General features: G+C 66.5%; 19 protein-coding genes and 1 pseudogene. 10 read left to right on the top strand and 10 right to left on the bottom strand.

What is annotated here, in order from left to right; all coding sequences use genetic code 11:
- Nucleotides 1–312 precede the first annotated feature (312 nt).
- Entirely contained in the window at nucleotides 313–885 is a 573-nt protein-coding gene (locus GD1_RS20415) for a MarR family winged helix-turn-helix transcriptional regulator (RefSeq protein ID WP_059039350.1), read from the bottom strand.
- 93 nt (nucleotides 886–978) lie between these two features.
- Here GD1_RS20415 and GD1_RS25535 point away from each other — a divergent pair, with 93 nt between their 5' ends.
- The 3 genes from GD1_RS25535 (at nucleotide 979) to GD1_RS20405 (ending at nucleotide 3673) form a co-directional block, all read left to right on the top strand.
- The gene (locus GD1_RS25535) at nucleotides 979–1584 is read left to right on the top strand and encodes an MBL fold metallo-hydrolase (protein ID WP_244882921.1); all 606 of its coding nucleotides are present in this window, start codon (nucleotides 979–981) and stop codon (nucleotides 1582–1584) included.
- Nucleotides 1585–1654: 70 nt separating this feature from the next.
- Nucleotides 1655–1942, top strand: coding sequence for a hypothetical protein (locus GD1_RS25530; RefSeq protein WP_238404134.1), 288 nt, complete (start codon nucleotides 1655–1657; stop codon nucleotides 1940–1942).
- 93 nt (nucleotides 1943–2035) lie between these two features.
- Nucleotides 2036–3673, top strand: a complete 1638-nt coding sequence (locus GD1_RS20405) for an FAD-dependent monooxygenase (RefSeq protein ID WP_059039349.1) — start codon at nucleotides 2036–2038, stop codon at nucleotides 3671–3673.
- Nucleotides 3674–3789: 116 nt separating this feature from the next.
- Here the strand turns inward: GD1_RS20405 and GD1_RS25525 are convergent, their stop codons facing one another.
- The 7 genes from GD1_RS25525 to GD1_RS25295 form a co-directional block, all read right to left on the bottom strand.
- Nucleotides 3790–4143 (bottom strand): thiolase C-terminal domain-containing protein, encoded by a 354-nt coding sequence (locus tag GD1_RS25525; protein ID WP_238404133.1) that lies wholly within the window; start codon nucleotides 4141–4143, stop codon nucleotides 3790–3792.
- Entirely contained in the window at nucleotides 4097–4600 is a 504-nt protein-coding gene (locus GD1_RS25520; RefSeq protein WP_059039347.1) for a thiolase family protein, read from the bottom strand. Before GD1_RS25520 ends, GD1_RS25525 begins: the two co-directional genes overlap by 47 nt.
- Nucleotides 4597–5250: a 3-oxoacid CoA-transferase subunit B gene (locus GD1_RS20390; protein ID WP_059039346.1), complete on the bottom strand. Its 654-nt coding sequence runs from the start codon at nucleotides 5248–5250 to the stop codon at nucleotides 4597–4599. The genes GD1_RS25520 and GD1_RS20390 overlap by 4 nt, the downstream gene beginning before the upstream one ends.
- A gap of 47 nt (nucleotides 5251–5297) precedes the next feature.
- On the bottom strand, nucleotides 5298–6014 hold the full coding sequence (locus GD1_RS20385; RefSeq protein ID WP_059039345.1) for a CoA transferase subunit A: 717 nt from the start codon (nucleotides 6012–6014) through the stop codon (nucleotides 5298–5300).
- Between the two features lie 128 nt (nucleotides 6015–6142).
- Nucleotides 6143–7453 carry a winged helix-turn-helix domain-containing protein gene (locus GD1_RS20380; protein ID WP_059039344.1) on the bottom strand — a complete coding sequence of 437 codons (1311 nt, stop codon included), beginning with the start codon at nucleotides 7451–7453 and terminating at the stop codon, nucleotides 6143–6145.
- Nucleotides 7454–7543: 90 nt separating this feature from the next.
- Entirely contained in the window at nucleotides 7544–8968 is a 1425-nt protein-coding gene (locus GD1_RS20375; protein WP_059039343.1) for an MFS transporter, read from the bottom strand.
- A 30-nt stretch (nucleotides 8969–8998) separates the two neighbouring features.
- Nucleotides 8999–9883, bottom strand: coding sequence for an FAD-dependent monooxygenase (locus GD1_RS25295; protein WP_238404138.1), 885 nt, complete (start codon nucleotides 9881–9883; stop codon nucleotides 8999–9001).
- Between the two features lie 273 nt (nucleotides 9884–10156).
- On the opposite strand from GD1_RS25295, the gene GD1_RS20365 reads away from it, so the two are divergent.
- The 7 genes from GD1_RS20365 to GD1_RS20335 all read left to right on the top strand — a co-directional run bounded on the left by GD1_RS20365 (nucleotide 10157) and on the right by GD1_RS20335 (nucleotide 17682).
- Entirely contained in the window at nucleotides 10157–11359 is a 1203-nt protein-coding gene (locus GD1_RS20365) for a homogentisate 1,2-dioxygenase (protein ID WP_059039341.1), read from the top strand.
- Nucleotides 11352–12194, top strand: coding sequence for a hypothetical protein (locus tag GD1_RS20360; RefSeq protein ID WP_059039340.1), 843 nt, complete (start codon nucleotides 11352–11354; stop codon nucleotides 12192–12194). Before GD1_RS20365 ends, GD1_RS20360 begins: the two co-directional genes overlap by 8 nt.
- 16 nt (nucleotides 12195–12210) lie before the next feature.
- Entirely contained in the window at nucleotides 12211–13431 is a 1221-nt protein-coding gene (fahA, locus tag GD1_RS20355) for a fumarylacetoacetase (protein WP_059039339.1), read from the top strand.
- Nucleotides 13432–13521: 90 nt separating this feature from the next.
- Nucleotides 13522–13827, top strand: coding sequence for an ArsR/SmtB family transcription factor (locus tag GD1_RS20350; protein WP_059039338.1), 306 nt, complete (start codon nucleotides 13522–13524; stop codon nucleotides 13825–13827).
- Complete coding sequence (locus GD1_RS20345) at nucleotides 13824–14216, top strand: VOC family protein (RefSeq protein ID WP_059039337.1); 393 nt, start codon at nucleotides 13824–13826, stop codon at nucleotides 14214–14216. Before GD1_RS20350 ends, GD1_RS20345 begins: the two co-directional genes overlap by 4 nt.
- A 132-nt stretch (nucleotides 14217–14348) precedes the next feature.
- The gene (locus GD1_RS20340; RefSeq protein ID WP_059039336.1) at nucleotides 14349–16457 is read left to right on the top strand and encodes a hypothetical protein; all 2109 of its coding nucleotides are present in this window, start codon (nucleotides 14349–14351) and stop codon (nucleotides 16455–16457) included.
- The gene (locus GD1_RS20335) at nucleotides 16423–17682 is read left to right on the top strand and encodes a hypothetical protein (RefSeq protein ID WP_059039335.1); all 1260 of its coding nucleotides are present in this window, start codon (nucleotides 16423–16425) and stop codon (nucleotides 17680–17682) included. The genes GD1_RS20340 and GD1_RS20335 overlap by 35 nt, the downstream gene beginning before the upstream one ends.
- 36 nt (nucleotides 17683–17718) lie before the next feature.
- On the opposite strand, the gene GD1_RS20330 is transcribed toward GD1_RS20335, so the two are convergent.
- A complete protein-coding gene (locus tag GD1_RS20330; RefSeq protein WP_059039334.1) occupies nucleotides 17719–18903 on the bottom strand; it encodes a TY-Chap domain-containing protein in 1185 nt (394 codons plus the stop codon).
- 349 nt (nucleotides 18904–19252) lie between these two features.
- Nucleotides 19253–19876: pseudogene (locus GD1_RS20325) on the bottom strand (uracil-DNA glycosylase).
- Nucleotides 19877–19940: the final 64 nt, after the last annotated feature.

The raw sequence follows: 19940 nt of genomic DNA, 5'->3' as shown, positions 1-19940 counted from the left end.
CATTTCTCGTTGTTGGGGGGTGTTTCTTGTGTTGTGGTCGGGCCGGCGGAGTGTCGTCGAAGCGGTGGTGGTCGGGCCGGCAGAGCGTGATCGGGCATGGGTGGACGGTGACCGAGTTCCTCGGTGTGGTGCCTGAACCTCAGGGGTGTCTGGGGGTGCCCGGGGTTGCCTGAAAGTAGGGGATGCCGTGTTTCCCCGAGTTTCGGGCGATGGGGGGTGACGAACCTTCCCCTGGTTTCGGGCGGCGGGCTTCCCCTGGTTTCGGGGGATGGGGTGATGAACCTTCCCCTGGTTTCAGCAGCAGAGCGGTCGCTACTCCCGGACGTTGGCGCCGAGATCTTCCGAGCCGCGGGCCAGTTTTTCGAGCAGCGTCGACAGTTGGTGTTGCTCGTCGTCGGTCAGCAGGCCGGCCCAGAGTTGTTCCCGCTCGTGATGGGCGTCGAGGACGTCGTCGACCAGCGCGCGTCCCTCCTCGGTGAGGTCCACCTCGACGGTCCGACGATCGGTCTCCGATCGTGCCCGTGTGATCAGGCCGTCTCGCTCAAGCGTCTTGACCAGCGCCGACACTCCGGCGCGACTCATCCCGGTCATCTGGGTGATCTGTCGTGATTCCAGCGGTCCTGCTGTCCACAGGGTGAAGAGGACGCGGAATCCGGACCAGCTCCACCCGTGCGGGCGATGCACACGGGATTCGATGTCGTAGACGATGACGTCGGCGATCCGGGTCAGCTGCAGGATCAGCCGGGCGGCGAGTGGCGACGACGACGGCCGCCGGCTCGCCAGCGCATCCACGGCTTGTTCGAGGGACGTCAGGAGATCCAGCTCGGGGCCGTGCCGTTCAGGCGGGGTGGTGGCGGCCGGAGTGGGATGACGGGAGTCCTGCATGGCGCAACTGTATGTGAGGCCGCGGTTGTGCGATCTGTGTGATGGGGGATACTCTCCATCTGATCGTCAAACCTTTGACAGTTGGAGTCCTTCGTGAGTAACCAATCCTTCGCGTCCTCGACCGATCTGGCCGATCGGAGCCAGACCCTCGAGATCCTGGCCGACGGCGTCTACGCCCTGACCGCCGATGGCGACCCCAATATCGGAGCGATCGAAGGCGACGACTTCGTCGTCTGCTTCGAGGCACTGGCCACCCCGGTGGCTGCCAAGCAGTGGTTGGCGATGCTGCGTGAGCACACCGCCAAACCCGTTCGGTATCTGGTGCTTTCCCACTACCATGCGGTTCGCGTGCTCGGCGCCGCCGCCTACGACGCCACCGCCGTGATCGCCCACGAGAACACCGCCGCCCTGATCGAGGAGCGAGGCCTGGAGGACTGGGACAGCGAGTTCGCCCGCTTCCCCCGGTTCGCCAAGGGGGCCGAGACCATCCCGGGCCTGACCCGACCCACGGTCACCTTCGCCGACCGGCTCACCATCGATCTGGGGCCGACACGTGGACCACTGGTACTCGAGTACGTCGGACGCGGCCACACCGAAGGTGACATCGTCGCGTGGCTGCCGAACCAGAAGATCTTGTACACAGGCGATCTCATCGAGGCGGAGGCGGCGCTGTACACCCGGGGACGCATTCCACCGTGAGTGGTCCACCTCCACCCTCGATCGTCTGCGTGACTACGGGGCAGAGATCCTGATCGGAGGACGTGGACCGGTGGTGCGCGGTACCGCTGCCGTTGACGCGGCCATCGAAGGGACCCGTGGCTTCCTCGCCACGCTGCTCACGACGGTCGGTGAGGTCCAGGCACGCGGCGGCGTGCTGGAAGAGGCGTTCACCGCCGCCCATGACGCGCTCGTCGGCCAGTACGGACAGTGGGCGATCTTCCAGCACTGCTTGCCCTTCGACGTCGCCCGGGTCTGGGACGAACTGTCCGGGATCGAACGCCCGGTGATCTGGACCCCGGAGCGAGACCGTGCCCTGTGGGCGCGACTGCAGGGCTGACGCCGACCACCGTCGAGACCCGACGAGCGCGAGCATCCGCCGCGACCAGCAGCACACCGACACCGAGCAGGACTGGCAGGAATCGGAAGCATCATGGGCAAGAGAACACTTCACACCGGCACCGTCGCCGTGATCGGTAACGGCCCGGTCGGACAGACCGCGTCGCTGTTGCTGGCGCGCTGGGGCATCCGCACGATCGTCCTCGACGGCCGTCCGCATCGGGATCCCATCGGCTCCAAGGCCTTGTGCCAACAGCGCGACATCCTCGACATCTGGGAGAGCGTGGGAGTGGGCCACCGCGTGGCCGACGAGGGTGTGAGTCTGTCCGCCTCACGGACCTTTCACCGTGCCACAGAACTGTTCTCGCTCAACTACACCGAGCAGGGATACTCTCCCTTCCCGCCGTTCGTCAACATCTCACAGACACGCACCGAGGAGCTCCTCGACACCGTCATCGAGGACCAACCGCTGATCGAGGTGCGGTGGGGACATGAAGCCGTCGACATCGAGCAGGACGCCGACGGTGTCCGCATCGAGTGCATGACCACCGAGGGGCCGGTGACGATCGAGGCCGACTACTGCGTGATGGCCACGGGCTCACGGAGCTCGCAGTTGCGGCGTCGGCTCGGCGTCGGATTCCCAGGACGGTCGTTCGACGACAAGTTCCTCATCTGTGACATCCGCGCCGACCTGCCCGGGTGGGAGCAGGAACGGCGCTTCTACTTCGATCCGGAGTGGAATCCGGGCCGACAGATCCTGATCCACCCCTGTCCCGACTCGACCTTCCGGATCGACTGGCAGGTGCCCGGCGACTTCGATCTCGACGAGGCCACCGCGAACGGCGATCTGGACCGTCGAATCCGGCAGATCATCGGCGACGCGGACTACACCGTCGTCTGGAACTCTGCGTACCGGTTCCATGCCCGGCTCGTCGACCGCATGCGGGTGGGCCGGGTCCTACTCGCCGGCGACTGCGCGCACATCGTCGCACCCTTTGGTGGGCGCGGGCTGAACTCTGGTGTCTCCGATGCCGAGAACGCCGCGTGGAAGCTCGCCTTCGTGTTGCGTGGCTGGTCGGAGGAGAACCTGCTGGAGACCTATGACCTCGAACGCCGGGCGGCGGCGCAGGAGAACCTCGACGTCACCTCCGACACCATGGACTCCCTCGTCCCGCAGGACGCCGGGCAACGCGACCACCGGACCACGGTGCTCGAGGCAGCCCATACCGATCCGCAGGCACGTACCCGGGTCGACTCCGGACGCCTGTCGGAGCCGTTCTGGTACAGCGACTCGCCGCTGACGACCCCCGCCGCCGACCATCCGGCGCAGGGACGGCCCGCGAAGGGGGCGCTGCCCCGCCCGGCTCCCGGCGTCGTGATCCCCGACGCCCCGATCCGCGTTCCCGGCGCCGGCCCCAACCTGCGTTCGCTGTGCCGAGACGGCATCCTGGCGCTCGCTGGTTCGGGTGTCGATCTCGAGGGTCTGCGCGCGAGCCTGCTCGACGCCGTACGAGCTCCGGTCCGGGTCCATCGGCTCGCCGACATCGACGTCGATGGGCGCCTCACCGAGAACCTGGACGCCCGTGCCCACGAAGTGTGGATCGTCCGACCCGACGGACACATCGCCGCGGTGGTCGACGGTGCCGACAGCATGGCCCTCGGCTGCGCCGTGCGAACGGCGATCGGCGCACCCCGCATCGGTGTGCGCACGGCCGCAGCGAGTTCTGCCTGACCGGAGGCGTGGCCCGACCGCAGGGCGGGAACAGATGACTCGGCCCGGATTCGCGAACGAATCCGGGCCGAGACATGGTGGGACAGAGTCGGGTCGGAGGCCCGACGGCGTCGAGATCAGACCGCTTCGAGCACGCTGACGTAGTTGGCCACCGCGAGGCCGCCCATGTTGTGCACCACGCCCCGACGGGCGCCGCCGAGCTGCATCGGCCCGGCGGTCCCGCTGAGCTGCATCGCGGCGATGACATGCTGGGACACCCCGGTGGCACCGACGGGGTGCCCCTTGGACTTCAGGCCACCGGACAGGTTCACCGGAAGCGACCCGCCGGGATGAACGGTGCCGTCGTCGAGGACCTGCCGTCCCCGGCCGCGATCGGCCAGCCCCATCACCTCGTAGATCACCAGCTCGGCGATGGTGAAGCAGTCATGGACCTCGGCGAAGTCGAGATCGCCGATCGTGGTGTCGGCCATCGCCATCGCGCGTTCCCCGGCGGCGACGCCGCCGGCGAACTCGATCGGATCCCGCTTGGCTGCGGGCAGGAAGTCGTTGGCGTGTCCGAAGCCGGCGATCCGCACCGATCACCAGGACGGTGTTGGCGGTACCCGCCAGAAGGGAGCGGACGCCTTGCGCGACGGCGGCACTGCCGGAGGCGCAGGCGTTCTCGACCCGGGTGGCGGGCACTCCTGCCAGGGAGTCGGAGAGCTGCAGCGCCAGCGACGAGGCGAATCCGAGGGGATGCATGCCGGAGTTGAACTGCCCCAGGAAGATCTCGTCCACATCGGCGGGTTCGACGCCCGCGTTGTCGAGGGCGTCGCGTGCGACGGCGACGATCAGTGATTCGAGGCTGTCGTCGGTGAGCTTGCCGAACGGCGAGTGCCCCCAGCCGGAGATCAGGACGTCGGTGCCGAACACATCGCGCAGACTCATGCGACGGCCTCCACGTCGAGTGCGACGGTGAACGGGGCGCCGGTGATGGCCCGCAGCTCGTCCACCTCCACCTCGGGGGCGAGGCGACGCAGCACGAGTGCGCCGTCGACGATGTCGAAAACTGCTCTGTCGCTGATGATCCGGTCGACAACACCCACTCCGGTCAGCGGGAGGGTGCAGGAGTCGACGATCTTCGGGCTGCCGTCCTTGGCAATGTGTTCGGTCAGCACGATCACCCGTGGGGTGCCGGCGACCAGATCCATGGCACCGCCCATCCCCTTGACCAGCTTGCCGGGGATGTTCCAGTTCGCGAGATCGCCGGTGGCCGAGGCCTGCATCGCGCCGAGGATCGCCACCTTGACGTGGCCGCCGCGGATCATCCCGAATGATTCCGCCGAGTCGGAGATGGACCCACCGGGCACGATCGTGACGGTCTGTTTCCCGGCGTTGATGAGGTCGGCGTCCTCGTCGCCGTCGTAGGGGAACGGGCCCATGCCGAGTAGGCCGTTCTCGCTCTGCAGGATCACCCGGCGGCCCTCGGGCAGATTGTTGGCCACCAGGGTGGGGATACCGATGCCCAGGTTCACGTAGGCGCCATCGGTCAGTTCGGATGCCGCCAGGGCGGCCATCTCGTCACGAGTCCACGGCATGGTGGAACTCCTTTCACAGTGTAGAGGTGAGGGATTCACCCGGGGGGTCAGATGCCGGCACCCACCGGTCGCGGGCGCACGGTGCGCTGCTCGATGTCCTTGACCCGGGCGCGTGCCCGCACGACGCGCTGGACGTAAACACCGGGGGTGGTGACCGCGTCGGGGGCGATGGCGCCGACCTCCACGATCTCCTCGGCCTCGGCGATGGTGACCTTTCCTGCCGTGGCGACGGCCGGGTTGAAGTTGCGGGCGGTGTAGCGGTAGGCGAGGTTGCCGTCGGAGTCGGAACGGTGGGCGCGTACCAGTGAGACGTCGGCGACGATGCCGCGCTCGAGAATGTATGTGCGGCCGTCGAAGTCGGCGTGGGGTTTGCCCTCGGCGACCTCGGTGCCGACCCCGGTGGCGGTGTAGAAGGCGGGGATTCCGGCGCCGCCGGCCCGCAGACGCTCGGCGAGGGTGCCCTGTGGGTTGAACTCGATCTCCAGTTCACCGGTGAGGTATTGCTGTGCGAACAGGGCGTTCTCGCCGACGTAGGAGGCGATGACCTTGCGGACCTGCCGGCCTTCGAGGAGGATTCCGAGGCCTTTGCCGTCGACGCCCATGTTGTTGGAGACCACGGTCAGATCCTGTACGCCCGAGTCGCGGACGGCCTCGATCAGATCGTTGGGGACACCGCTGAGTCCGAATCCTCCGACGGCGAGGGTCATTCCGCCGAACAGGACGTCGGCGAGTGCGTCCGCGGCGGTGCTGTACACGATGGACATGGGGCTACTCCTTCAGGGCGCGCAGGACGGGCCGGGGGTGGTGGCAGGCCCGGTGGTGACGGGCCAGGGTGGTGACGGGCCAGGGTGGTGACGGGTCGGGAAGATCAGGTGGGGTGTGGATCGGTGGGTTACGAACGGGCTGAGCCCCATTGCGGTCCGAGGCATGCGCCGCACAGGGCGGCCACAGCCTGGAGGTAGGAGATGGTCTGTGGTCCGAACGGTTCGTCGGACCGGCGGAGGACGCCCATGGTGCCGATGGGTTGTCCGGCGTGACTGATCGGGACGAATAGGTAGGTACCGGGCGAATCCGAGGTGGCGGCCCCGGTTCCCGGGAACGTATGCGATCGCCGCCGGAGCAACTGCACCGGTTGCGCGCGCCGCACCGACTGGATGGAAGCATACCGCTCGTCGGCGAGGGCCAGCTCGCGGGCGACCTGCTCCCATTCGGCGGTGAACCCGAAATGGCCGACCAGTCTGAGGATTTCGCCGTCCGACAGGTGCAGTCCGACGGCGTCGACGGTGCCCTCGGTCACGAGGCTCTCGGCGATGCGTGATGCCGCCTCGGCGATGTCGGTGGCGGTCGCGAGCTCGGTGCATTTGGCCGCGAGACGGCCCATCATCGGGAGTTCGCCCTCGAGCGTGACCGATTCGCGGTCGGCGGTCTCGATCACCGGCTCGGCGAACATGTACCCGTGGCCGCGGACCGATGTGATGAACCGGGGTGTACTGGCATTCTCGCCCAACGCTTTACGCAGACGGGTGATGTAGATCCGCAGCATGTTGACGTCGGCGTCGGCCCACCCCCACACCTGGTGGAGAATGCGGTTCCAGGGGACCGTCTGGCCCGCGTTCTCCATCAGGCACACCAGCAGTCGATACTCGGTCGACGACAGGTGCAGGGGGGCGTCGTCGAGCGTGGCCTCCTTGCGCCACAGATCCACACTGAGTCCGGCCGCGCTGAGGTATCGCGCTCCCGATTCCGAGCCCTCGGCGGTGCGCCGCACCAGGGCGAGCAGGCGGGCGCCGAGTTCGTCGTCACGCAGATCGGGCCGGATCACGCTGTCGGCGCCGGTGACCAGCGCGGTGACCGTCAGCTGCGGTGACAGGTTGTCCAGCACCGCGATCGGTCCCTTGTAGGCCTTGCGCAGGGCGCCGAGGTCGTCGAGGCAGGCCGGGTCATCGGCGTCCCCGACCACGGCGACGAGTGCGGGTTTGTTGACGGTGATGGCCCAGGTCAGTTTGTCCCGATCGGTGAGGACCAGATGTGGCCAGCCGAGTTTGTCGGCGACTCGCTTCGTCGCGAGGACGGTGGGCTGTTCGACGTCCGGGCCGACGATCGCCAGCCGCTGTCGGGGAACCGGGAACACCGCCGTCGCACCGGCCTTGGGCCGACGCGACGAGGTCATGCCGCTCCCGCGGTTACCGGGGTGCTCGGCCATGATCCTCCTTCGGGTGTGTCCTGCCCAGGCGTCGGCAGGACGACGGGCAGGGCTGCCGCGGATGGCTTCCGTGGCACCCTGCCCGGTCGGTCAGGGCTGGGTGGGGGTGGCTTCGGCGATCTCCTCGAGTGATCGCCCGGTGGTCTTGGGGCCGAAGATCCACACGAGTGCTGCGGTGATGATGAACAGTATCGCCGAGAGCAGCAGCACCGTCGAGCCACCGAACGCATCGAGGATGGTCAACCCGAGGAACGGCATCAGCAGGGCGAACAGCCGTCCCGACCCGTAGCACAGGCCGATCGCTGTCGACCGCAGCCGCGTCGGGAACACTTCCGAGGCATACATGTTCGTACAGCTCGAGTGGATGTTGGAGGCGAATCCCAACGCGAACCCGGCACCCGTGATGACCGCATCGCCGGAACCGTAGTCGAACACCAGACCCGCGGCGGCGGTGGCCAGCGCGGTACCCACCGCCAGGGTGCGGCGTTCGAGTTTCTCGGCGATGATCGCCGCGGTCAACGCACCCAGCGGGTAGCCGACTGCGATCACCGCGGTGTAGAGCAGCGACTTGGTGATGTCATATCCCTTGTCCACCAACAACACCGGTGCCAGAGAACTGAAGCCGTAGTAGGCGAGCACACCGATGGTCCACAGCGCGCCGACAGCGATCATGGCGTTGCGGGTGTTGCCGCGGAACAAGTCGGCCACCTTCGCCTTCTGCTGTTCGTCGATCTCCGGGGGCAAGGCGGTGTAATCGGGTGCGGGCAGGTCGGCGCCGGTACGGGCGCGGACCTCGTCCTCGATCTTGCGCAGTTCGGCGTCGGCGTCGGCGGTGCGGTTCACCGAGACCAGCCAGCGCGGCGACTCGGGCAGGTTGCGGCGCATCCACAGCAGCACCACGATGCCGCTGGCACCGAGGACGAGCAGCCAGCGCCAGCCGTCGATCAGGAAATGGGCGCCGGCCAGGGGTGCACCGATCAGGGCGACGATCGGGTAGGCGACGAAGGCGATGGTGAAGGCGTAGCCGATGTAGCGGCCACGGCGGTGCCGGGGGATGAATTCGCCGAGGTAGGTGGGGATCAGGGCGGCTTCGGCGCCGCCCCCGATCCCGGCGACGAAGCGGCATGCGATGAGGAACCACACGTTGGGGGAGAACGCGGCCAGGAGGGAGAAGGCCAGGTAGATCGAGAGGTTGATCAGGAACATCTTCTTGCGACCGACGCGGTCGGCGACCCGGCCGAGGGTCAGTGCGCCGACGAACATGCCGAGGAACACCGAGCCGATCAGGGAGGCCTTCTCGAAGGTGCTCAGTTGCCACAGGGGGCCGAGGACCGCGGCGAGGACTCCGCCGAGGAACACCTCGAAGTACTCGTAGAAGGCGCCGATTCCGACCAGGGCGGTCAGTTTCCAGTGCCAGGCGCCGACGGGGAGTCGTTCCCGTCGGGCTGCGGTGGTCAGGGCATCGATCCGCGGTGGATCGGCGGCGGCGGTCGAACCGCCCGGGGTGAGGGTCATCGGGAGGGTCCTTCGGTCAGGAGGTCGAGGTCACCGAGGCGAACGCGGCCTCGAGGGCATGGAGGGGATGGTCGACTCGGGAGGGGGGCGGAAGGCGACGTGCCCGTCGGGACGCACCAGGATCGCACCGACGTCGCCGACGCCGCGGACGTCGTGCCACTGGTCGCCGACCGGCCGCAGCGATGTCCGACGCCCGAGCGTCACGACATCGAGGGGGACGCCACGCTGTTCGGCGACCTTGGCGGCGGCCTCGGCCCACGCCTGACCGTCGACGTCGACGATCAGCAGCATCCGGCCGGGCCGCAGCAGGTCGAGTGTGGAGATCTTCGCCGCACCGTCGAGCAGCCAGGCGTGGGGCAGGCGGTGTCCGGGTCGGGTGGAGGACACGTACTCGAGCCCGGCAGGATCGCGTGGCGGCGCCTGGGTGCCGTCGGCGTGGACGGCACCGGCGTCGTAGACCAGACCGAGGTCGAGGTCGTGGGCCTGGAACTCGCGGCGCAACGACGTCGTGGCCTCGGCGACGAGGCTGCGGCGGACCGCACCGCGACGTCCGTCGGCGAACAGATCGGTGAGGACCTGGCGGTTCTTCTCCTGATCACCGGCGACCAGACCGACCGCGGCGGGCAGGATCGCATGCGCCCGGAAGGTCATCATCGCCCAGTCGATGTTCTCCTGTGCGACGGGCAGACGTTCGGCCTCGTAGCTGTCGAGTAGGTCGATGTCGGCCCAGCCGCGCAGGACGGCGGCGAGCTTCCAGCACAGGTTGTGCGCGTCCCCGATGCCGGAGTTCAGGCCGAGCCCCGAGGTCGGCGGATGCTTGTGGGCGGCGTCGCCGGCGACCAGGATGCGACCCTCTCGGTAGCGCTCGGCGTGCACACCCTCGATGATCCAGTGGTTGACGCTGAGTACGTTCAGGTCCAGTTCCGGGATCCGCCGCTGCGGTCATCACCTCCGACGTCGGGCGGGCGCGGGACGCGCGGCGGTCTTCGCAGCTAGATGGCGGATCGGCAGGAGTTCTCGGCGCGCCCGAGGTGGGGTGGGCGGTGCCCGGGCCGTCGTCGCGGCGGCCGATCGTAGTTTGAGAACGGCCTTCGGCGTCAGCACTGTGGTGAGCGTTACGGCGGATTCCCGCCGGGTCCTTGGTCCCTACGACGCAGGGATCGTCACGCCATCGTCAGAGGAGCCAGCGTGGTCTATTACCGCAGTGTCGGAACCATCTCGCGCCACCGTCACACCGTTCTGCGAGACGCCGGCGGCGCACTGCATTTCGAGGAACTGATGGGGGAGGAGGGCTTCTCCTCCGATTCCTCGTTGCTCTATCACCGCCACATCCCGTCGGCGATCGTCGGTGCGCGCACGTGGGAGCTGCCCGACCACTCGCTCGTGGCCAACGAGCCGTTGTTGCCCCGGCATCTGCGGCTGCACGATCTCACCCATGACGACCCGGCGCACACCGATGCGGTGCGTGGCCGGCGACTACTCCTCGGCAACGACGACGTGCGACTGTATTACGTTGTGGCGACCGTGGACTCGCCGCTCTACCGCAACGCGATCGGTGACGAGTGTGTCTACGTCGAGTCCGGGTCGGCGATCGTCGAGACCGTCTTCGGTTCCCTCGAGGTGCGTGCCGAGCAGTACATCGTGATCCCGCGGGCGACGACGCACCGGTGGCGGGTCGTCGGGTCGGAGCCGCTGCGTCTGTTCGCTGTCGAGGCGAACAGCCACATCGGCCCGCCGAGGCGGTACCTGTCGGCGGCCGGCCAGCTCCTCGAACACTCGCCGTACTGCGAGCGTGACCTGCGCGGCCCCACCGAGCCGTTGCTCGTCGACGGCACCGACGTCGAGGTCTACATCAAACACCGTGGCGCCGCAGGGATCACGGGCACCGTGCACGTCGTACCCCATCACCCCTTCGACGTGGTGGGCTGGGACGGGTGTCTGTATCCGTTCGTGTTCGCCCTCGAGGACTTCATGCCGATCACCGGCAAGCTCCATCAGCCGCCGCCGGTGCACCAGGTGTTCGAGGGACACAACTTCGTGATCTGCAACTTCTTGCCGAGAAAGGTGGATTACCACCCGCTTTCGGTGCCGGTGCCCTACTACCACTCGAATGTAGACTCCGACGAGGTCATGTTCTACGTGGGCGGCAACTACGAGGCCCGCAAGGGCTCGGGGATCGGGATCGGCTCGATCTCCCTGCATCCGGGTGGGCATGCACACGGCCCGCAGCCGGGAGCGATCGAGGCCAGTCTCGGCAAGGACTACTTCGACGAGTCGGGCATCATGGTCGACACCTTCCGTCCACTGCTGCTCGGTGAGGCGGCACGTGCGGCCGATGACGGCGTCTATCCGTCGTCGTGGTCGGGAGGACGGTGGATCGACGATGTCTGACCTGGCCTTTCCCGGTGTCTTCGACGGCTTCTTCGATGACGCCGCCGTCTTCCCTCCGGGCCGTGCACCACTGGATCGTGCCGTGCGGGACCATGTCTCGCGGCTCGATACCCCGATCGGGCGAGCTGTCGGACCGCTGCTGCTTCCGGTGGCCGCCCTCGACGATGCGGCCTCGATCGTCGCCGGTGCTGGCGGCGACCCCGTCGGTGTGGGTGTGGTGGTGGCCGCGGGTGGGCTCGACGACGCGCTCGCCGCGGCTGCCCGAGTCGAACCGTGGCTTCGGGTCACCGGACTCGAACTGAAGACCGACGGCGTCGATCCACGTCCGGTGATCGATGCCGGGGCCGCGCTGACCGACCGCGTCGAACTGGCCATCGAGCAGATCCGCAACGGAGCCCTCGATCATCTCGACGGCACCGATATCGGTCTCAAGGCGCGCACCGGTGGCCTTGTCGCCGAGGCGTTTCCCACGGTCGACGATGTTGCCGACGTGCTCACCGTCGCGGCGGCTGCCCGTCGGCCTTTCAAGCTGACCGCAGGCCTGCATCGTGCCGTTCGTTACGTCGACGAGTCGACCGGCTTTGCCCATCACGGCTTCCTGAACATCGCGGTGGCAACCGACGCCGCGATCGCGGGTGCCGACACGTCAGCGGTTGCCCAGATCCTCGCCGGCAGCGATGGAAATGTTCTCGCGCAACGCTTCCGGGAGATCGGTGGCGGCTGGCGTGCACTGTTCGAGTCGTTCGGCACGTGCAGTATCGCCGAGCCGCTCGAGACCCTCGCCGATCTTGACCTGATCCCGACCGCCTTCTCCGGCCACCGTGCCCGACCCTGATCCAGCAGGAGTACTCATGTCCGACACCACTTCCGACAGCTTCGTATCGCGCCATGGGACCGACGGGTTCGGTATCGCGCACCTGCCATACGGTTCGTTCTCCACGTCTTCCGCCGATGCGCGGCTCGGCGTGCGGGTGGGCGACCATGTCCTGGCCCTCACCGATCTCGTGTCCCGAGACTCCGATCTGTTCGCCCTCGTCGATCACCGAAACCTGGATGCGCTCTTGGCATCCGACCGGTCCTCCTGGGACCGGGTGCGTGCCGATCTGCAGAGCGTGCTGTCGTCGGCAGACCACGCCGAGCGACTGACCGCGGCCGCACATCCCGTCGCCGAGACCCGGATGCACATGCCGTTCACCGTGGCCGACTACGTCGACTTCTACGGCAACGAGTTCCATGCGGCGAATGTCGGCCGCATCTTCCGGCCGGAACAGGCTCCGCTGCTGCCGAACTGGAAGCATCTGCCGGTGGGCTACCACGGTCGGGCGGGCACCATCGCCGTCAGCGGAACCGACGTCCGTCGTCCGCACGGCCTGCGACCCGAGGCCGACGGCAACCCGTCCTACGGTCCGTCCCGCCGCCTCGACATCGAAGCCGAGATGGGGTTCGTCCTCGGCTCACCGGTACCCGGCGGACGCGTGTCGTTGTCGGAGGCCGACGACCACGTCTTCGGCCTGACCCTGACCAACGACTGGTCGGCGCGCGACATTCAGGCATACGAGTACGTGCCGCTGGGTCCGAACCTCGGGAAGTCGTTCATCACCAGCATCTCCCCGTGGGTCACCCCGCTGGCCGCTCTGGAGGCCGTTCGCGTCGCCCCGCCGGTTCGCGACACCCCGCTGGCCGAGTACCTCGACGATGCCAAGGAGCGTCCGTGGTCGTTCGACGTCACCTTCGAGGTGGTGCTCAACGGCAAGGTCGTCGCCAATCCTCCGTTCGCATCGACGTATTGGACCGCGGCGCAGATGCTCGCCCACATGACCGTCAACGGTGCCGGTCTGCGCGCAGGTGACTTCTTTGCCGGGGGCACCATCTCCGGACCGGAGAAGAGTCAGCGCGGCTCGTTCCTGGAACTGGCCTGGGGCGGTGCGGAGCCGATCGTCCTGGACGACGGATCGGAGTTCACCTTCCTCCGAGACGGGGACGAGGTCACCCTCAGGGCCACGGCCGCCGCTGCGGACGGTTCGACGATCCGATTCGGTGAGTGCACCGGCCGCGTCATCGAATTCGCCTGAGAACTCCGCGGGTTCACAGATCCACGACACCCCGGCCATTGACATGCAAGCATTTGCTTGCCTATTGTCGGGGTGTGAGTGGGGTGATCGATGGGTGACGTGTTCAAGGCGCTCGCCGATCCGACTCGCCGGCTGATCCTCGACGAACTGGCCGAGCGCGACGACCAGACGCTGTTCGAGTTGTGCGCACGTCTGGCGAACAAACACGCCGTGGCGTCGTCGAGGCAGGCGATCTCGCAGCACATCGACGTTCTCGAGGCCGCCGGCCTGGTCGACGTCCGGCGCGAGGGTCGCTACAAGCTGCATCGGATCAACACCGCCCCACTGGAACCGATCGTCGAACGATGGCTGACCCGGCCGTCGTCGGAGTCCGCACAGGAGCGAGGGACACCATGAAGATCCAGTGGACGAGCGTGATGGTCGACGACCAGGAGCGTGCGCATCGCTTCTACACCGACATCCTCGGGTTCATCACCAAACACGACATCCCGATGGGTGGCGAGCACCGGTGGCTCACGGTGGTCTCCCGCGACGCCCTCGACGGTGTGGAGCTGCTCCTCGAACCCAAGGGGCATCCCGCTGCGGCACCGTTCACCGAAGCGCTTGTCGCCGATGGAATCCCGTACACGCAGTTCGCCGTCGACGATGTCCAGGCCGAGTACGACCGACTGGTCGGGCGCGGTGTGCGCTTCATCCAACCACCTGTCGAGATGGGGCCGGTCACCACCGCGGTATTCGACGACACCTGTGGCAACCTGATCCAGATCGTGCAGCAGAACAGCTGAGTGGACGACAGGGTCGTTGAATCGATCGACCGTCGTCCACCTGCCTGATTTCTGCCGCGGTCGCTCAACCCTGTCGGATATGTCTGTCAGGATTGCGGCATGTCTGCAGAGTCTCCAACGTCGAGTCCTTCCGTGGCCGACGAGTACTTGCTCGTCATTCGCGATGAGAACCTGGTCATCGTCGGATCGGGGATGGCGGTAGATGCCCATCTGCGCCGCATGCGGGATGTCTCTGGCGGTGTCGGTGGGGATGCGGCGTTGACCGCGGATCATATCGGTCGGGTGATCGCAGCTGTCCCCGACAACCTTCGGATGGTGCAGCATGCCCGCGGTCGGTGGGTCACCATGTCGGAGGCCGGACGTGAAGCGCTTCGGTCCGCTGGCGCAGTACCTTCCGCAGACGGTCCATTCGTCTGTACGACGGAGGCTACCGGGCAGACATGGCAGACAAGAACCCTGGTGAATGCCGACGCGACAAGGCTCGATGCGGCAGTCCTCGATATCGCGTTGTCGAACGTACTCAAGCAGGTGGACAGGACCGCAGAGGTCATCAGGCCAAAGGCCACAGCTTTGCTCCACGCGGTGGAAGCCACTGAGGCCGGCGACGTGATCGGCCGGCTCGCGAGGCTGAGGCAAGCCGTGACCGAGGCGCCCAGTGGTCAACGGTCCACGAGTTGGGACAATCTCGAGTCGCTCGGCGAGGGGCTCCAGTCGGCGTTGGTGAAGCTTCGTAGCCACACCCAGCAGATGATCGACGGGATTGACCCTGAAACCTCGCTATCCGATCGGATCCAGCAGGTGAACGCCCTCGTCGAAGACGATCGGCTCGCCGACTGCCTTCGTCTGCTGACTGTTGTGGAGGGGACTGCGTTGCTGTGGCACTCGTTGGCACTTCGGAATGCGACGACCATCGGCGAGCTGGAGAAGTCGACAACTGCAGCAGGCGCTGCCTTGGAGGATTGCACGACTGCCGACCGAGAGTTGTGGACGGATGCGTGCGACCGTGTCGACGCGGCCGGCCATGTCGATCCATTGGATCGTCTACGTGTCCGGAACATAGAGACATTCCGCCGGTCAGTGACGGAGGTCCACACCGTACTCGAAGAATTCGGCGCCCAACGCAACCTTCGCCGCGTCCAATGGAGTGCCCCTGAGGACCACAGTCTGGGCGATACTGCGCATGCCGTCGGTGACAAGCTCACCGGAGCCCTGAACGAAGGGCTCACCCAGGGACGTCGAGGTATTCGTGACGTGGCCGGTAGAGCTCGTCGTGCCCTGCGGGGTGGCCCCGAGGATCCTGGAAGCCACACCGTCTCCAGCTCAGACGATGACGAGGTGGAGGACCTTCGACTTCCCGGTGCGGAACTCACGCCGCGGTCTGAACTGGCTCTGCAGCTTCTGCAGATCCAGATGATGGAGTACGACCGCGCCCATGACCCCGCTGCAGAAGTAAAGGCTGACAAGGAATCGCAGATCCTCAACGCGACCGATGCGACGATCCGGCAGTACTGCGAGACCGAGCCCGCGATCGCGGGAGAGGCGCTCACGCGGGTCCAGGACGTCTACACCGCCCCGGCGATCCTCCGGGCGTCGAAGATTGCGGAGCTGGCACCACTGGCCGCCGCCGATCTGCATAAGAGGTCCGAAGCGATCGTGGTCCTGGCCGAGCTGATGACCTTCGAGCCCTGGTCCGAGGGATTGAGTTGGGCCCGTGGAAATCGGGAGACGGCGTTACAGATTGCTTCGGAGTCGTTGACCAGCTTGCATTCTGGCGATCTCGACACGATGACGAGAGAATTCGATGCGATCCGCGGCTCACTTCGACGACGCAGTATCAACTGGGGTCAGTTGGCGGTCGGCGCGCTCTTCGGTGGTGTGTTCGGTCTGGCGGTGGCAGGTGCCGGCCAGATTCGGAGCTCGACGAACGTCGCCGCCATCCAGGCGGTGAAAGTAGATCTGATCGCGAAGATGGTCGCCGCTGATGCCGAAGATTCCGACGAGGTTCAGCGGCGGGTCGTCGAGGCGATGCAGGAGCGGATCAATACGGTGGTGAATCAGCAAGGTGCACTGGTGAACCGAATCAATGACCTCAAGAGTCAGCGAGACTCCGAAGCCCGCCGGAACGTAGACCTCGAGCAGCAGATTGCCATGCTCAACGATCGCCTGGACCGGTCTCGAACCACTGTGACAGTTCTAGAGGTGGTTCGTGACCGCGCGCCGATCGGGGCCGGCGATGAGTGATGACGTCGAGCGGAATCTCGACACTCAGGCCCGTCGACTGATGGATCTCGAAGCAGTCATCGAGCAGGCCCTGACCGAGGAAACAGTGGGACAAACCATTGCGCCTGCGCCGCAGCACCAGACCTATGAACAGCTAACCGAGTTCAACGACGAGTTCCGCGCAGAACAGGGATGGACGTCCGTCGAACTCGAGGAGGCGCTCACCGACAGCCAACGCGATGCCTTGGAGAAGTGGCGGCGACGTCATCGTTTGCAGTGGTCCACTGTTGATCTCGCCATGCTGGGGGCTGTCGGTCTCGTGGGGGCGCTGTCGGCTTGGCTGGATTCCGAGACAGATTCGAAAGTGCTCGCACTCGGTACGCATCTCAAAGACTCGGATCGTGTGCGCGGTTGGGAGCAGGCCGGCGCCCGGTTGCCGATCGACTACATGGAGAGGGGGTTCGGCGGACGCGCGCACCGGATCAAGTCCTCCGGCCACGACTTGGCACGTATCTTGGACTCCCTCAAGCAGATTCGTGATGGTGAGTTCCGTGGTATCGCTTGGCTGCCGGATGGTGTGGGTATGGGCGTCAAGGACGGCAGATATGCCGGCACAGAGTCGTGGTTCGAGGCGGCAGGGCTACTGGCAAAGCACCTCGGCGCCGATATCGTAACGCCGATGGGCTTGCCGATTCCAGGGATGTCGTACCTGGCAAACTGTAAGAACAAGGCATTGAGGGACTTTGCGCGGCACTCCTACTCGGGGATGCGGCCCGGCGAGGGCTGGAATCTGCGCAGCGGGATGCTGACGCCTGGGCTGGCCGTGACCGCCACCGAACTGATTGTGCGCACGCACGTTCATGGAGTGGCGATGCTGCAAACCGGTTCGCCACGTCTCGACGAGCGGGAGGCGGGTAAGCGTTCCGAACTCCTTCTCGCTGCACACACGTTGGTGTCGGCCATGTCCATCGGCAAGGTGTCGTTCGTGGTGGGGGGCCATCTCGCGATGGGCAACCGACGCGGCGCCTTTCATCCGCAGCACATCAAACACCTGAACATTCCTGCCCTGCTACGTGCAGGGACGCTCGCGGTGACGGTCACCCGCAATGAGGTCTTACGCCGAAGGATCCCGCGTGCGGCGTCATGGGACCAGTTGCTCGGCGAGACGGGGCTCGCTTGGCAGTTGGACTTCAGCGAGGAGTTCGAGATGGTGCTGGACGAGGAGTGGGCATCGGGGTTCGTGTAGCCGCACCGCTGGCGGGCTGTCGGCTGGGGTATTGGTTCACCCCGCCGGGCGCATCCCGTGATTGTCGTCGACCAATCGCAACGCGTCCCGCAACAGTTCGGCGGTCACCTCCCAGACCCGCCGCTCGTGTCGGCAGGCGGCGGCCTCGTCGGCGTCGATCTCTCGCGCCGCGTTACGACCCCATTCGACGGCCTGCTCTTCGCATCGGTGGAGGTAGTCGAGCATGGCCTCCCGATCGTGGTCACACACGTGCGCGACGTCTTCGGGTGTCACGGTGCCGCTCATCGGGGCCAGTTCCAACACCGCGAGCAGCCCGGCCGGCACCTCCTCCTCGGGTGCGCAGTCACCCGTGGCGCACGCGTCGGCGGTGGGATCGGCGCCCGCACCTTCGATGGTGGTGATGATCTCGGCGGCATCGGACTCCATGAAGTCGAACCACTCGACCATGGCTGCGGTGAGAACACGATCGTGGAAGACGCGGGCGTCGAGCACCATCTGTGCGAACACCGCACCCTGTCGGAGGCTCAACCGCACCGCGTTGAACGAAGTGGGCTGCGCGGCAAGGTAGGTCGCGGCCGCCGCGGGATCCGGGATGCGGTCGGTGAGCTGTGCGAACAGCTCGATCCGCGGAGCATCGGGAGTGATCTGCAGCCACGACCGACACGGATGGGTCGGCAACGGGACATCGCCGTCGTCGTCGAGTTCCACCGCGGTGCCGGTGGCCTCCGAGAGTGCGGTCACGATCAGTGCGCGCAGCTGATCGGCATTGCCCGGTATGACGCCAACGTTCAGCGGTGGCTCGGTCCACGGTGCCGGGGACTCGAGGAGCGGGCTGGTGAGAAACGCCGGATGCAAGACCTCCCACACCTGGCGCAGCGTGGCGACGGCGATCGCGGCCAGCTCGTCGACATGCCGTCGTCCACGCTCGAGAATGAACTTCTCGTTGCGCAGCTGACGCCAGCCGAGTTCGGTCAGCATCTCGACCTGCTCGAGGTAGCACTCGGCGTCGGGATGCAGGGTGGTGGGGTTGAGCGTCATCCGGAGCCGATTGGCTCGCGTGAACTCGAAGTCGAGATGACCGTGCGGGCCGTCGGGGATCTCCGGGTTCTGTGCGACCCAGGTGAACGAGCGGTCGGTGAACATGAACAGCTGATCGGCGAGCGAGGCCCGGAAGTTCCGCCATGCGGTGTCGACGATCGAATCGAAATCGTTGCCACGCATGGTGTCTCCTCCCGCAGGTGGAAGACTCGCTCTTCCACTCAGACCACAGTAGGCGAGGGGTCTGACAATCTGGAGCACCCCCGACCACCTACGAATATACGTTCGATATCAGTGGTGATCAATGCGCCGGTGGGTCTCGTCCGTCGGACTCCTCGGGGAGCACCCCTCATGCAGGAGTGTGGTGGTCACATTCGGCGGCTGCGCCAGGCCGGGGTCGGGTTCTGTTCGACCCAGGCGCCCGCGGTGAGGGCCTGGATGTCATCGGTGTGCACAGATCTCCTCGCCAGAAGGGGAGGACATCCCCTTCGCCTCGGACGGCAGGGGAGGGGGAAGACGGTCCGGGCCTGATCTACCTGTGGAGTCGTCGTGCCACGTCGGCGATCGCATCCTCGAATCGCTCCCGTCTGCCGGCGGTGTTGAGACCACGCATGGAGCAATGCGGAACCTTGCCTGCCGGAACATACAGATCCGGCCGCACGATCGCTGCACGGTCCCACCCGTCGCGGGCGGCGGCCCCGAGCAGCAGCACGATCTCGAGGTCGGGAAGCATTGACACCACCTCGCGAGTCCACCGGACACCGCGGGCGCGCTCGGCCGGGGTGGACCCCACGTTCTTCACGCCCTCCACCGGGAACGGCACGACGTTCCAATGCACGACGTCGGCCCGGTCGATACCGTGGCGCGCGTACGCCTCCCGGCAATTGCGTGCGGTGCGATCGTTGTTGTCGAGGCTCAACAACCCTGAGCCCGTGCCGGATTCGGCCTTCGTCTACGGATTGTCCAGCAGCACCAGCATCCGCGCTCGGATACCGCCGGTGTCCGGATCGACGTAGGGAACCCGGCCTCGGTCCAGACCTTCGGAATCCGCGATCCGGTCGGCGAGCTCGTTGAGCGGTGCGACATGCGGCGCGTGGATTCGGGAACGCTTCGCCGCGACCACGTTCGGGTCTGCGTTCTGTCCGTTGGTTGCCACGCAGGCGACTCCTCGAAACTGTTGTGCAGCAGATGATCCTGACTACGACGCAACAGCGGCAGGG

Origin of the sequence: Gordonia desulfuricans NBRC 100010 (genome assembly GCF_001485495.1) — a bacterium.
Classification (GTDB): Bacteria; Actinomycetota; Actinomycetes; order Mycobacteriales; family Mycobacteriaceae; genus Gordonia; species Gordonia desulfuricans.
This window is presented reverse-complemented; position numbering and strand designations above follow the sequence as displayed.

Coding starts and splice junctions, on each gene's coding strand:
- GD1_RS25525 (WP_238404133.1), bottom strand. CDS start 4,143: ATGGCCGACACCACGATCGGCGATCTCGACTTCGCCGAGGTCCATGAC.
- GD1_RS20390 (WP_059039346.1), bottom strand. CDS start 5,250: ATGCCGTGGACTCGTGACGAGATGGCCGCCCTGGCGGCATCCGAACTG.
- GD1_RS20385 (WP_059039345.1), bottom strand. CDS start 6,014: ATGTCCATCGTGTACAGCACCGCCGCGGACGCACTCGCCGACGTCCTG.
- GD1_RS20405 (WP_059039349.1), top strand. CDS start 2,036: ATGGGCAAGAGAACACTTCACACCGGCACCGTCGCCGTGATCGGTAAC.
- GD1_RS20415 (WP_059039350.1), bottom strand. CDS start 885: ATGCAGGACTCCCGTCATCCCACTCCGGCCGCCACCACCCCGCCTGAA.
- GD1_RS20375 (WP_059039343.1), bottom strand. CDS start 8,968: ATGACCCTCACCCCGGGCGGTTCGACCGCCGCCGCCGATCCACCGCGG.
- GD1_RS20330 (WP_059039334.1), bottom strand. CDS start 18,903: ATGCGTGGCAACGATTTCGATTCGATCGTCGACACCGCATGGCGGAAC.
- GD1_RS20345 (WP_059039337.1), top strand. CDS start 13,824: ATGAAGATCCAGTGGACGAGCGTGATGGTCGACGACCAGGAGCGTGCG.
- GD1_RS20360 (WP_059039340.1), top strand. CDS start 11,352: ATGTCTGACCTGGCCTTTCCCGGTGTCTTCGACGGCTTCTTCGATGAC.
- fahA (WP_059039339.1), top strand. CDS start 12,211: ATGTCCGACACCACTTCCGACAGCTTCGTATCGCGCCATGGGACCGAC.
- GD1_RS20380 (WP_059039344.1), bottom strand. CDS start 7,453: ATGGCCGAGCACCCCGGTAACCGCGGGAGCGGCATGACCTCGTCGCGT.
- GD1_RS20350 (WP_059039338.1), top strand. CDS start 13,522: ATGGGTGACGTGTTCAAGGCGCTCGCCGATCCGACTCGCCGGCTGATC.
- GD1_RS25520 (WP_059039347.1), bottom strand. CDS start 4,600: ATGAGTCTGCGCGATGTGTTCGGCACCGACGTCCTGATCTCCGGCTGG.